Genomic DNA, 12171 nt, shown 5'->3' with positions numbered 1-12171 from the left:
CTGTTGAGCCAGCTTGTAGCATTGGCCAAAGAGAAGGAACTTGTGAGTATTGATATTCATGATCTCCAGTTAGCTGGAATTCGTCTTGATCCGGTGTCCGGAGTGACTGTTTCTCTGTTCGATGACTCTGTGCAGGGATCCTATGATTTGGTCTTTGGTCGAGTCAGGAAGGCGAGCATTGATGGTTTCTCTAGCCAGAATGTCGTGCTCGATCTTAAGGTCTTCAATCGAAAGGATGATTCCTTTGAATTCCAGCGGTGTTGCTTCCTCCTTGGTCTAGACCCAGTGGCTGCCCGGGAAATTGTCGATGGTGACACCTTGGTCTTCATTGAGGCCTCTGTCGGCGCAGAGATTGCACTTCTAGTAGAGGGCACTTGGGAAGGCCGGTTGATTCCTGTCAAATCATGATTCCTGAGCAGAGCTTCCCGGGGCGATCGAGCTATCGATCACCGGGGGCAACAGCAGACGGATACGCCGGATGGGGACGGAATTTTCATTTCCACGCGAATCCATCGTGGGTGCGGAGTGATCTGTTGAGGGTATCGCTCCACGACGCACGCTCCGCCTGGCTTGAGTGGGTGCGGGCTGCGGGGCATCTAGGTCGACACGGAGCTGACGGAGAGATGGATTACAGGACGGACCACCATCGGGCCAACGCAATGGGCTCTACCGTGCGTGCAGCCCGATGAACATCATGGATCCTGTACTCAGCGAACTGCTTTCCCGGCTCGGTGTCGGCACTGACTTCGGCGATACGGTGCTGACTTGTCCGGAGACCCAAGGGGCCTATGAGGACACGCCCCTGCATGTGGTGGCCTATTACAACGATGTGGCCCTCCTCAGCGCATTGATGCCCTTCGTGACCACCATCGATGTGCGTGGTGATCTTGATCTGACGCCGCTGGCAAGCGCGGTGGCACATGGCAGCGTCGCGGCTGCGGCCTATCTCCTATGGTGTGGTGCAGACCCACACGCACGGAATGAGCTTGATCGGACACCACTGGAAATGATGTGCCAGGACCCGAGGTTTGATGATGTGGTGCGTATGGTCGACGCAGCAGATGGAACCTGCTGATGGAAACTTCTGAAAAGAGGTTTTACCGATGCGCCTGATGACCTTCATCTGTCCACTTTGTGGCGCCAGCGGGCAGCGCTTTCCCCTGCGATTTGCTGGAAGGCGTCAAGCAAAGATGTCCTGCCGGAGGTGTCGCGTCGAGCTTCGTTCAGACCCGCGGTTGGGCACGTACACGCTCTATCTTCTGTACACACAGGTCGTCATCCTGGTGGCGGCATTGCCGCTGATCGGGGCCAGTGTCGCGGGTGAATGGGTACGGCTGGGAACGATCTGTCTGGTAGTGCTGGTGCTGTGCTGGTTCCCGGGCGTGATCAGGCACGCACGAAGTCCAATCGTGCGCGCTTGCCGGGATCCCGATTACAGTTATGCGCGCAGGCCGGGTGTTTCGACTACGCACGCTGCCGCAAACCCGGGGCAGAGTAGCGACACGCCAAGCGCCAGCCCATGATAGGGAAGTCAAGAAATGACATGCCATCTTGGGCACGAGGTACAAATCATAGATCATTTTGCAGAACGGGTTGCAGATGATAATTAGCATTTGGCCGGCCCTTTCTGGGGCTTTCATGTCTATGCCGAAGGCTGGTATCTTGCGTGCAGCGGTGCTGCTCTTGCCAATGCTAGGGGGCTGCAGCATTCACCAGTTTCAACATACGGAATGGAAGTCGGACTGGGTAGATGTTTCGTCCGATGCGATTTTCCCTGGCAATTCAACGACTCTGCCGCTTGACCGCATTTCCACGCTTGATCCTGATAGTGAAGCAGCCATTGCGGAGTGGATGTTGAAGCATTCGCTGGCCGTGGTATCGGCATCAGAGGTTAAAGGGAAGATCGGTCCAATGCCGTTGAGTGACCTGAAGCCAGCGCCCGGGGAGAGCGTCTACTTCGTCAGGGCCGCTTCGGATGAAAGTAGGGGCAAGTTCATCGGCTACGTCAACGACAAGGGACTTCTCATCATGTATGGGGTGATGGGGGGCTGCGGTGAGCGGAAGCAACGGGTGGTTACCGTGAGCCTTCGGGAGAAGCCCGCCAACGTATTCGGTCGATGCTCGGCGGCGCTATAGTGCGCTGAAGCGCCGAGCTCCGCCTACTGCCTGGCGGATGACGCCAGGTGTGCGACCAATGGCGCGCTCGGCAACCGCAAGGGAGATCGGCGCAGCGCGACCAATGCGTTCGAGCAGATCGTTCTGGGGAGGTAATGGAAAACAGTCAAAGGAAATCGGGGTTGCTCAGGAGTTCTCTCGATGCCAAAGGCTTCTTCCTGCGCGCTTTGTCTGTCGCGTCCGTCTGTGTGCTCGCCCTGAGCGCATGCGAGAATGACCGCTTAGGGGAGCTGCAGCTGAAACCCATCTACGCGGAACTGAGTAGTGCGTATTACGGTGGGATGTGCGAGGGTGCAGCCGGTCCAGACGCCAGTATCGAGAAGGTTCGTGCGGTGCGCATTGGTACGATCGCTGGTGATTGCGCAGTGCTCTATTTGGACGGAGTAGATAGGAAGGGTGAGCCCGTGATCTATGGAGCGAAAACTGGGGATCGGCCTGAATGTGCTGGATTGATACGGAAGCTCGAAGTCGGACGGGCAAGTGCGGCAGTTCTCGGCAGGGCGCGGGAAATATGCAGATAGTGATTTTCAGATATTCTCCGTATGACCTCCACTGTTGGGGGGGGGCGCAGATGCCCGCTGTGGGCCGGCAGTCGCAATCTTCTTCTCAGTGCCAGCCTGGCCTTAAGAAACTCGAATTCGGCGTCTAGTATGAAGATGAATTTGGATACCTTGGAAAAGGTCTCATCAATATTGTTCGACGCGCTCCGCTCCAGGGGCTTGCAAGAGAACTGGCCGCACTGTTCAGGAGGTATCGGATTCCACTGGCCCAGCTGCGAACGCTGGAGGCAGGCAGGTACTCTCGAGCGCTGCGCGATGCGTTGCGCGAGTAGGGCGCCAAGCGGGAGGCAAGGTGCATGAGCTCCCGCACTCCTCCACAAAAGAACGCGATCGGTCTGCACGCCCTCGGAGAGGTACAAGATGAAAGCCAGGCAGATTCTTCGGTACGGGCTGGCCTACGCGGTGTCGTGTGGAGCACTCTGGCTGTTCCTGCACTTTGTGGGCAGGGCGCTTTACGCCTTCGACTCACATCAAGTCTTCTTCTGGCTGTATGCCGTCAGCCTTCTGTTGCTGGGAATTGGCGTACGGGTTCCTGCCGCTGACCGCCTGACGATCAGGCGGCTTGCCAAGGGGGCTGGCTTGGGGCTGCTCGCGGGCCTTCTGGCCCAGGTCGTGGTGCTTGTACTGGAAGCCTATAGATTCAGCGGATTCAGCCCATCGCTGCTCTGGCAGGTACCGGTTTCGCTGACGGTGATGAGCGTCGTGCTGCTCACGCCGCTCTGGGGCGCAGTGCTGGTTGCCCTCACTGCCGCTTGCCGCCGCGACAACAACCCACATCAGGCCTCGAACCCATGAAGCGCCTGACTGCCTTTTGCCTCGTGGTTGCACTGACATCCTGTGCGGCGCATCCGAACCGCACCACGAAGTGTCCGCCGGCCCATCTCACCTACGTCGGCACCGAGAGAGTCGACGGACTGACCTACGGGCGCTTCCAGATCACCCACAATGCTGATCAGCCGCTTCAGCTGTGGGTGGATGAGAGACGCAGGTTGAACTCAAGGACCGCTCGCGCAGAGATGAGGCGCACAGGCGAGGATGCTTGGCGGCCTCACAACGTGATCCTTGAGGAAATCACGCCGGGAGCGATCGGGCTGTCGATCGGACAGGGTGAACAGCAGAGCGTTTTTTTCGACGGTGATGGCCTGTTCCTGCCCGGGCAATCCAGCGCGGGTGAGGAGTACTCCATGGTGGTACGGGATGCAGCCGGTTGCGAGCATCGCTCGGCAACGTTCATTCCCTGACATTCCTGGCGGCGTGCCGGATGCATGGCCACCATCGCCCTAGCTTCCGCCGCAGGCGAGCCGGATTCCTCGCGACATCGCAGCATCGCCCAGTTGGGACGCTGCGTACAGGCAATGAAGGAAAAATGGCGCGCCCGGAGGGATTCGAACCCCCGACCAATGGCTTCGGAAGCCACTACTCTATCCGGCTGAGCTACGGGCGCGTTGTAGAACCGCCGCGCCGTCGGCCGGTGCCGGGGCGGGCATCGCAACGCCATGAAGCGGTGCGGGACCGGCATTCTATCCAGTTTCGCCGAACAAATCTCCCCCCACGGGCAAAGCCCTGCCAGAGGGGCAGGAGTATCCTATCGCCATGGCTGATACCCCCCTCACTTCGCCGCAGTCGCCGGCGACGCCGCGTTGGCGGCATTACTGGAGTCTGATGCGCGCTGATCGCCCGATCGGCACGCTGCTGCTGCTGTGGCCCACCTGGTGGGCGTTGTGGCTGGCCGCGGGCGGCCTGCCGCCGCTGTGGACGCTGTTCGTGTTCACCGCCGGCGTGTGGCTGACCCGCTCGGCCGGTTGCGTCATCAACGACTACGCCGACCGCTGGCTCGACCCGCATGTGGAGCGCACCAAGGCGCGGCCGCTGGCCACCGGTGCGATCAGCGGCCGCGCCGCGCTGGCGCTGTTCGCCGTACTGATGCTGGTGGCGTTCGGCCTGGTGCTGACCCTGAACAGGCTGACCATCGGCCTGAGCTTCATCGGCGTGTTCCTGGCTGCCAGCTATCCGTACCTGAAGCGCTACACCCATCTGCCGCAGGTCTACCTGGGCATGTCGTTCGGCTGGGGCATCCCGATGGCGTTCGCCGCCGTGCAGGGCGAGGTGCCGATGCTGGGTTGGCTGCTGTATGCCGGCAACATCCTGTGGTCCACCGCCTACGACACCTGGTACGCCATGGTCGACCGCGAGGACGACCTGAAGATGGGCTCGCACTCCACCGCGATCCTGTTCGGTGATCTCGACCTGGTCATCCAGGGCGTGCTGTACGCACTGTTCCTGGCCACGATGGCGCTGGTCGGCGTGCGCGGCGGGCTGGGCGGGTACTACCTGGCCGGCGTGGCCGTGGCCACCGCGCTGGTGGTGTACGAGTTCTGGATCTGCCGCAACCGCGAACGCGGCCCGTGCTTCAAGGCGTTCCTGCACAACAACTGGGTGGGTGCCGCGCTGTTTGCCGGCATCGCCGCGGACCTGGCGCTGCGTTGATCCCAAGGCCTGGTAGAGCCGGCCGCTGGCCGGCTGCACCCGTGCGCGATCCCGAGGTTGCCGGCCAGCGGCCGGCACTACCGCCTTCCACCACCTGCGATGATGCTTGGATCTGGTAGAGCCGGCCGCTGGCCGGCTGCACCCGTGCGCGATCCCGAAGTGGCCGGCCAGCGGCCGGCACTACCGCCTTCCACCACCTGCGATGATGCTTGGATCTGGTAGAGCCGGCCGCTGGCCGGCTGCACCCGTGCGCGATCCCGAGGTTGCCGGCCAGCGGCCGGCACCACCGCCTTCCACCACCTGCGATGATGCCTGGATCTGGTAGAGCCGGCCGCTGGCCGGCTGCACCCGTGCGCGATCCCGAGGTTGCCGGCCAGCGGCCGGCACTACCGTTCTGTGCCGCCTACGACCAATAGGTGGCTGACAGCCCGCACCCCACCGCCCAGAATCGATCCATCGAACCTGGGAGGGTAGGCGATGGCCTCTACGGCAGCAGTACAGGACGGCTGGATGGCGCGCGCAGCGCTGCGTTCGGCCGCCTGGGCGGAAAAGTGGTTCCCCGACGCGTATGTGTTCGCGGTGCTGGGCGTGGTCATCGTCGCGCTGGCCGCGATGGGCTTCGGCTCGACCCCGCAGGCCACCGCGAGCGCCTTCGGTGACGGCTTCTGGAGCCTGATTCCCTTCACCATGCAGATGGCCTTCGTGGTCATCGGTGGCTACGCCGTGGCGACGGCGCCGATGGTCGCACGCTTCATCGATTTCCTCGCCCGGGTGCCGCGTACCGGCCGCGGTGCGGTGGTGTACGTGGGCCTGGTCAGCATGCTCGCCTCGCTGCTCAGCTGGGGGTTCTCGCTGGTGTTCGGTGGCCTGCTGGTGCGTGCGCTGGCCCGTCGTACCGAACTGCGCATGGACTACCGCGCCGCCGGTGCTTCGGCGTACCTCGGCCTGGGTGCGGTGTGGGCAATGGGGCTCAGTTCCTCGGCCGCACAGCTGCAGGCCAACCCGGCCAGCATGCCGCCGGGGCTGGTGGAGATCACCGGCGTGCTGCCGTTCACCGAAACCATCTTCCTGTGGCAGTCGATCGCGCTGACCTCGGTGCTGATCCTGGTCTCGCTGCTGATCGCCTGGCTGACGGCACCCGCGGCGGGTAGTGCGCGTACCGCCGAGGAGTTCCCCGGTGCTGCACAGGCCGAGCCGCAACCGCTGCAGCGACGCACGCGCCCGGGCGAATGGCTGGAATACAGCCCGCTGCTGACCGTGCTGCTCTCGCTGCTGGCGTTCGGCTGGCTGTTCAACGAGTTCGCCAACAAGCCGGTGATCACCGCCATCGCCAACCTCAATACCTACAACTTCCTGTTCATCTCGTTGGGCCTGCTGCTGCACTGGCGCCCGCGCAGCTTCCTCAACGCGGTGGCCAAGGCGGTGCCGAGTACCACCGGCGTGCTGATCCAGTTCCCGCTGTACGGCGGCATCGCGATGATCCTCACCCACGCCGCTGGCGGTGACGGGCAGACCCTGGCGCACCGGCTGTCGAGCCTGTTCGTGCACGTGGCCAGCACCGATTCGTTCGCGCTGGTGATGGGCGTCTATTCGGCCGTGCTGGGCTTCTTCGTGCCGTCCGGTGGCGGCAAGTGGATCATCGAGGCGCCGTACGTGATGCAGGCCGCCAACGAACTGAAGGCGCACCTGGGCTGGGCGGTGCAGGTCTACAACGCGGCCGAAGCCCTGCCCAACCTGATCAACCCGTTCTGGATGCTGCCGCTGCTGGGCGTGCTGGGCCTGAAGGCGCGCGACATCGTGGGCTTCACCTTCATCCAGCTGCTGGTGCACATCCCGCTGGTGCTGGGCCTGCTGTGGCTGCTGGGCATGACCCTGGCGTATGTGCCACCGGTGATGCCATGAATGCAGAGCTGGCTTCCCTGCATGCGCCGGGAAACCAGCCTCGTTCAGCGCGTGTTTCCGGCTGCGAGCGCCATGAATACGAGCAACGCTGGGGATGGCATGAGGACATGCGGAACCCGCATGAATCCTTCAGCGGCTTGTGCCGCAAGGGCTTTCGCGCGTTCATTCACGCGCGTACACACAGGTGTAGCCGTCCGCCAACGCGCGATTAACTCTTCGCTGCAGACGATGGCCCCGTCCACCGCATTCCGCGCGTGGCTTTGGAGATCGGACATGGCACAGCAGAACCAGAACCCGAACCAGAAGCAGCAGGGCCAGCAGGGCCAGCAGGGCCAGCAGAACCAGCAGGATCAGCAGCAGGGCCGTGGCCGCGACCAGCAGCAGCAACAACAGCAGGAACAGCAGCAGCGCAACCAGCGCAATCAGCAGCAAGGTGGGCAGGACGAGGAAGAGTGACGTCGGTACCCACCCTGGGCAACCCCCGAAGCCCCGCCGCGCGCGGGGCTTCGCTTATTCCAGCACGCCGATGCGTTGCAGCGCCGGTGCGGCCGACATGTCATTGGGATTGGTGCCGGGCTGATCCTGCGGCACCTCCATGCCCATGCCGCGGTACAGATCGACCCAGTGCTGGGCGATCTGCCCGGTCTGCGGATTGCGGAAGTTCATCGGCTGCAGCGCGAACACATGGTGCGCACGGAACGCACGCTCGATGAAGTCGGAACAGTAGTAGCTGTCCTCGTTCAACACATACGACGTGTTGTACGGCTTGCCCAGCATCATGCGCGCGGTGGCGACCGCATCCTTGATCGCCGCCTGCTGCGGTGCCCGCAGGCGATAGACCACGATCTGCCGCTGCTTGGCCCGGGCGTCCTGGCGGAACTCGACCAGCGATTGCCGGCGCGATCCTTTCTCGTCCGCATGCAATACCTCCCAGCCCTTCGGCGTGGAAGCGACCAGGGCGACGTGATCGAAGCTGGGCGCGCCCTGCTTGCCGGTGGCATCGTCGATGGCCGCACTGAGGCCGCTGCGGCCGGCGGTGACGAACAGCAGATCGCCTTCGTGGACATCGACGGCCATCGCCAGCGCTGGCCACAGGGCGGGCAACAGCAGGCAGATCATGAGCAGGAGGCGACGCATGGAGAGTCTCGGACAGGCGGAGTGCCGGAATTGTAGGGCGCGCGGTAGCATGGGACGACCCAACCGGATTCAGGATGAGCCCATGCGTCGAAACCGTTCCGCTGCCGTGCTGATGCTTGCCTGTGGCGTGGCCCTGGTTGCCTGCACGCCCGAGCCCCAGGTGACGCCCACGGAAGTGGCGCCTGCACATCCCGCGCCGTCGTCCACGGCGGCAGCGGTCCAGCCCGCACCGGTGCCTGCCAGCGGTGAATGCCCCTACTCGCAGTTCGATGCGTTCCTGAAGCACTTCGGCAACGAGATCGCGCTGCAGGAAAAGGCCACCGCCGATCCGCTGCTGGACAGCTACATCGATGCCGAGGCCGAGCCGGAACCGCGCAAGGTGGAAAGCCGCCTGGCGCTGGCCGATGTCGAGTGGCCGGTGATGCCCGATCCCGCCGCGTTGGCCGGGCAGGGCCGCGAGATGCAGGTCAGCACGCTGGCCGATGGGCAACGACAGGTACAGATCCGCACGCCGGACAGCAGCGACCAGCAGACCTACACATTCGCGCAGTCGCCCTGCTGGACGCTGGTCAAGCGCGAGGATGAGTCGATCTGATGCCTGTCCCGGCACAGGCGCGGCCGGGCGGGGGCTGCTAGGCTCGGAGCCTGATCCAGGCAGGGAGACGCCGATGCAGGCTCGCAGGATGTGCACCATCACCGCCACCATGACTGTCATGCTGGCGATGGCACCCTTCACCGGCGTCCAGGCGCAGTCGCTGCCGGCCGACGATAGCGCCTACTTCGCCAGTGCGGCAGCCGAACAGGCCGCGCGCGGCGAGCTGGACAAGCGTGTCGAGGCCCTGCAGCAGGCTTCCGCGCTTGCACCTGCGCAACGCTTCCATCAGGCCGAGGCGCTGCAGGCGCAGTGCCTGCGCCATCACAGCTATCTGCATCTGCAGGCTGCACGCAACGCCCGTGACCATCGCCCGACGCAGGCGCTGGACCAGGTGATGGGGCTGTGCAGCCGCATCGCCCACACCGGCCGCGCGGCGCTGCGCGAAGCGCCCGCAGACGCGGCGTGGGCGGCACCGTTTGCCTTCCTGCGCGCGCGTGCGCTGAAGGACGCCGCAGCACCGGCCAGTACCGCACTGGATGAGGCCGTGGAGGCCCTGGCCGATCCGGCGCTGGACAGTTTCGCACGGCTGCGTGGGCAGATCCTGCGCAGTGCCGAGTACCCGCAGATCGAGCGTGATGGTCGGCACTGGGACACCGGGCACGACAAGCAGGCACTGGCCCAGCAGCGGGACCGCGCGTTGCGGGAAGCGGGCTGGAAGGGTTACTGGCAGGGCCTGCACTCGCGCCGCGAGCCGATGGCCTCGGTGCTTCTGGGCCTGGTGCAGGTGAACGATGCCGCCGCGCGCCTGCAGGGCGATGGTTCTGCACCGGCGCGGGGCTACCAGCGCATGGGCCTGGATGCATCGGCGGTGGATGCTACGCTGCAGGCGATCGAACGCCATGCACGGGACCGTCGCGCCTACCAGGACATGCTGCTGCGCCACGCCGCGCGTTCAGGCATCGATGCGCCGCAGCTCTGGGATACCACGTTGCCCGATGCCGGCTATATGCCGCCGGTACTGACGCTGGCGCAGCTGCGCGACAATGCCGCCGATGCCATGCAGCACCTGGGGCCGGCATACGTCAGTGAGCTGCGTGCGCTGCTCGATCCGGCCAACCGGCGCATGGATCTGGCCACCGAACGTGGTGACCGCAGCCAGGACGCGTTCTCGGTAAGCGCTCCCGGCGTGCCGGCAATGCTGTTCGTTGGCGTGCGCCGTGGTGATCTGGAAAGCGATGTCGAGATCGCCCATGAAGCCGGTCATGCCATGCACGGTGAGTGGATGCAGCGCGGCCATGCCTCGCCGCTGCAGCGCAATGGCAGCCAGTGGCTGACCGAGGCCTTTGCCATCTACAACGAACTGCGCTTCCGCGACCAGCTGTACCAGCAGGCAGAGGACCCGCGGGCCAAGGCCTATTACCTGAAGTCACTGCTGGACGATATGGTGCTGCAGCTGTTCACGTCTTCCGAAGAGGCGCAGCTGGAGCAGTCGATCTACGAGGGCGTGGCGGACAACACGCTGGGTACCGCCGATGACCTGGACGCGTTGACCGGCCGGGTGCTGGAGCGCTTCGGTCAGGACCCGGAGCGCTATCCGCAGCTGTGCAACGGCTGGATCGGCAAGCGCCTGATGTATGACGACCCCAACTATCTGGTGAACTACCTCTATGCAGGGCTGCTGGCCGTGCAGCTGTTCGTGCAGGATCAACGCGACCCGGCAGGGTTCCGTGAACGCTATCTCGCGGTGCTGGGTGAAGGCTTTGATCGTGCGCCGACCGAGCAGGTGGCGCAGTTGCTGGGGCACGCGCCCGACTGGCCGGCGCTGGTTGATGCCGATCTGCAGGTGTTCAACCAGGCGGTCGCGCAGCTGCAGGCGCTGCATGCGCGGATCGAGGCAGGGCAGGGCACGTGAAGATGCTGCGCAGGACGACGTGCACCCGGGTCACGGCATGGCTGTTGATGCTGTTGTGCCTGTTGCCGATGAGGGTGATGGCCGGTGCTGCGGTCCCTGCGCTGGATGACCCGGTGGTGGACGCCGCCAACGCACTTTCGGCGGATACCCGCGACATACTGCGCACGCAGGCCTTCAAGTTGCAGGCGCGCACCGGCGCGCAGCTGCAGGTGCTGGTGGTCGACCATGCTGGCGACGAGGGCATCGAGGCCTACGCACAGCGGGTGTTCGACCAGTGGCAGCTGGGCCGGGAAGGCGTTGACGATGGCGTGCTGCTGCTCGTGGCCGTGCAGGACCGCCGTGTACGCATCCAGACCGGTTACGGTCTGGAGGGCGCGATTCCAGATGCCTATGCCGCCCGCATCATCGACAAGGCGATCGTGCCGCGTTTCCGCGATGGCGACCTTGACCAGGGCCTGCTGGATGGAACGAAGGTCGTGGTCGCGCTGATCGATGGCGAGGACCTGCCGGCCTGGGAAGCGCCATCGATGCGCAACGTGTTGCCGGCCGATTGGCGCAGCGCGGATTCCGTGGTTGCAATGACGCTGCTGGCCGGCTTCCTTGCGGGTCTGTGGCGCTCACCGCCCTCGGCGCCCGCGGCCAGGATGCCGGACGACCTCGTACGCAGGCACCGCGAGCGCCAGCGTGGAGCGCCACGCGAGGTCACCACGCCGCAGGCGCGCCCGAAGCGATTGCCGGCCTGGGGTCGCCCGCTGCTGGTGACGGCTGTGGTAGCCGCGGGTCTGCTGTCGGCGGCTATGTGGGCGCCACGCCAGGCATTGGCAGCGGTCTGCCTCGTATTGGCGTTGTGCGTACCGGTGGCGAGCCTGCTTGGCTGGTGCTGGCGCCGCAGCCGAGGTGTGCGCGTGGTGCTGCTCGGCATGCTCGGGGTCAGTTCGGGGTTCTTGGTGATGATGATGCTGCGTGGCCAGTTGCCGCCCAGTCTGGCCCTGCACACGTTGCTGGACCTGGCGGCAGGCATCGTAGCCATGCTGCTGTTCTTCCTCGTGCAGGCGTGCCGCGCGCGCTGGCACAAGGACCGCCGCAGCTTCGGGGTGAGGTTCGCAGTGCTCTTGCTGCTGACCGCTGGCTACGTGCTCTTCGCACTGCTGGCCATTGATCGCGCCGACCCGGTGGCACGCCTTGCCGCGACGATCGGGTGGAGTGCCGGCACGCTCGTGCTGTACTTCGCCTGGATTTTCACCATGCTGCCCGGTGAGAAGGCACGCGGCAGCCGCAGATCATCCGTCGGCCACCGCGGTGCGTCCAGCTCCCCGTCATCAAGTTCGTCTGCGAGCAGCTCCAGCAGCTGGTCCGGAGGCGGCGGCCGCAGCGGCGGAGGTGGTGCGTCGGGCAGCTGGTAG

At 64.6% G+C, this 12171-nt stretch carries 12 protein-coding genes and 1 tRNA gene; 11 read left to right on the top strand and 2 right to left on the bottom strand.

The window, feature by feature from the left end; genetic code table 11:
- Positions 1 to 3: 3 nt before the first annotated feature.
- The 5 genes from AC5P8R_RS18020 to AC5P8R_RS18000 all read left to right on the top strand — a co-directional run bounded on the left by AC5P8R_RS18020 (position 4) and on the right by AC5P8R_RS18000 (position 3976).
- On the top strand, positions 4 to 408 hold the full coding sequence (locus AC5P8R_RS18020) for a hypothetical protein (protein ID WP_141098646.1): 405 nt from the start codon (positions 4 to 6) through the stop codon (positions 406 to 408).
- Between the two features lie 286 nt (positions 409 to 694).
- Positions 695 to 1075 (top strand): ankyrin repeat domain-containing protein, encoded by a 381-nt coding sequence (locus tag AC5P8R_RS18015; protein ID WP_495223692.1) that lies wholly within the window; start codon positions 695 to 697, stop codon positions 1073 to 1075.
- Positions 1076 to 1638: 563 nt separating this feature from the next.
- Positions 1639 to 2136, top strand: a complete 498-nt coding sequence (locus AC5P8R_RS18010) for a hypothetical protein (RefSeq protein ID WP_495223691.1) — start codon at positions 1639 to 1641, stop codon at positions 2134 to 2136.
- Positions 2137 to 3095: 959 nt separating this feature from the next.
- Positions 3096 to 3530, top strand: coding sequence for a hypothetical protein (locus AC5P8R_RS18005; protein ID WP_495223690.1), 435 nt, complete (start codon positions 3096 to 3098; stop codon positions 3528 to 3530).
- On the top strand, positions 3527 to 3976 hold the full coding sequence (locus AC5P8R_RS18000; protein ID WP_495223689.1) for an adhesin: 450 nt from the start codon (positions 3527 to 3529) through the stop codon (positions 3974 to 3976). Before AC5P8R_RS18005 ends, AC5P8R_RS18000 begins: the two co-directional genes overlap by 4 nt.
- A gap of 126 nt (positions 3977 to 4102) precedes the next feature.
- Here the strand turns inward: AC5P8R_RS18000 and AC5P8R_RS17995 are convergent.
- Positions 4103 to 4179 (bottom strand) — tRNA-Arg (locus tag AC5P8R_RS17995).
- 149 nt (positions 4180 to 4328) lie between these two features.
- On the opposite strand from AC5P8R_RS17995, the gene ubiA reads away from it, so the two are divergent.
- The 3 genes from ubiA to AC5P8R_RS17980 all read left to right on the top strand — a co-directional run bounded on the left by ubiA (position 4329) and on the right by AC5P8R_RS17980 (position 7580).
- Positions 4329 to 5222 carry a 4-hydroxybenzoate octaprenyltransferase gene (gene ubiA, locus AC5P8R_RS17990; RefSeq protein WP_495223688.1) on the top strand — a complete coding sequence of 298 codons (894 nt, stop codon included), beginning with the start codon at positions 4329 to 4331 and terminating at the stop codon, positions 5220 to 5222.
- 477 nt (positions 5223 to 5699) lie between these two features.
- Positions 5700 to 7124 carry a short-chain fatty acid transporter gene (locus AC5P8R_RS17985; protein WP_495223687.1) on the top strand — a complete coding sequence of 475 codons (1425 nt, stop codon included), beginning with the start codon at positions 5700 to 5702 and terminating at the stop codon, positions 7122 to 7124.
- Between the two features lie 273 nt (positions 7125 to 7397).
- Positions 7398 to 7580: a hypothetical protein gene (locus AC5P8R_RS17980; protein ID WP_495223686.1), complete on the top strand. Its 183-nt coding sequence runs from the start codon at positions 7398 to 7400 to the stop codon at positions 7578 to 7580.
- Positions 7581 to 7634: 54 nt separating this feature from the next.
- Here AC5P8R_RS17980 and AC5P8R_RS17975 read toward each other — a convergent pair whose 3' ends face one another.
- Positions 7635 to 8261 (bottom strand): YiiX/YebB-like N1pC/P60 family cysteine hydrolase, encoded by a 627-nt coding sequence (locus AC5P8R_RS17975; protein ID WP_495223685.1) that lies wholly within the window; start codon positions 8259 to 8261, stop codon positions 7635 to 7637.
- Between the two features lie 82 nt (positions 8262 to 8343).
- Between AC5P8R_RS17975 and AC5P8R_RS17970 the strand changes: the two genes are divergently transcribed.
- From AC5P8R_RS17970 to AC5P8R_RS17960, 3 genes are all read left to right on the top strand, one after another.
- Positions 8344 to 8856: a hypothetical protein gene (locus AC5P8R_RS17970; RefSeq protein WP_032958753.1), complete on the top strand. Its 513-nt coding sequence runs from the start codon at positions 8344 to 8346 to the stop codon at positions 8854 to 8856.
- A 73-nt stretch (positions 8857 to 8929) separates the two neighbouring features.
- A complete protein-coding gene (locus AC5P8R_RS17965; RefSeq protein WP_495223684.1) occupies positions 8930 to 10768 on the top strand; it encodes a M3 family metallopeptidase in 1839 nt (612 codons plus the stop codon).
- A gap of 2 nt (positions 10769 to 10770) precedes the next feature.
- Entirely contained in the window at positions 10771 to 12171 is a 1401-nt protein-coding gene (locus AC5P8R_RS17960; protein ID WP_041863931.1) for a TPM domain-containing protein, read from the top strand.

The sequence above is a fragment of the Stenotrophomonas sp. YJH_SMC_73 genome (genome assembly GCF_059370155.1).
Note: the sequence above shows the minus strand (reverse complement) of the source record. Positions and strands in the feature narration are given on the sequence as shown.

Bases quoted from the DNA above. Each gene is read 5' to 3' on its own strand.
- AC5P8R_RS17980 (WP_495223686.1), top strand. From the start codon at position 7,398: ATGGCACAGCAGAACCAGAACCCGAACCAGAAGCAGCAGGGCCAGCAG.
- AC5P8R_RS17970 (WP_032958753.1), top strand. From the start codon at position 8,344: ATGCGTCGAAACCGTTCCGCTGCCGTGCTGATGCTTGCCTGTGGCGTG.
- AC5P8R_RS18010 (WP_495223691.1), top strand. From the start codon at position 1,639: ATGTCTATGCCGAAGGCTGGTATCTTGCGTGCAGCGGTGCTGCTCTTG.
- AC5P8R_RS17985 (WP_495223687.1), top strand. From the start codon at position 5,700: ATGGCCTCTACGGCAGCAGTACAGGACGGCTGGATGGCGCGCGCAGCG.
- ubiA (WP_495223688.1), top strand. From the start codon at position 4,329: ATGGCTGATACCCCCCTCACTTCGCCGCAGTCGCCGGCGACGCCGCGT.
- AC5P8R_RS18015 (WP_495223692.1), top strand. From the start codon at position 695: ATGGATCCTGTACTCAGCGAACTGCTTTCCCGGCTCGGTGTCGGCACT.
- AC5P8R_RS17975 (WP_495223685.1), bottom strand. From the start codon at position 8,261: ATGCGTCGCCTCCTGCTCATGATCTGCCTGCTGTTGCCCGCCCTGTGG.
- AC5P8R_RS17965 (WP_495223684.1), top strand. From the start codon at position 8,930: ATGCAGGCTCGCAGGATGTGCACCATCACCGCCACCATGACTGTCATG.
- AC5P8R_RS17960 (WP_041863931.1), top strand. From the start codon at position 10,771: ATGCTGCGCAGGACGACGTGCACCCGGGTCACGGCATGGCTGTTGATG.
- AC5P8R_RS18005 (WP_495223690.1), top strand. From the start codon at position 3,096: ATGAAAGCCAGGCAGATTCTTCGGTACGGGCTGGCCTACGCGGTGTCG.
- AC5P8R_RS18000 (WP_495223689.1), top strand. From the start codon at position 3,527: ATGAAGCGCCTGACTGCCTTTTGCCTCGTGGTTGCACTGACATCCTGT.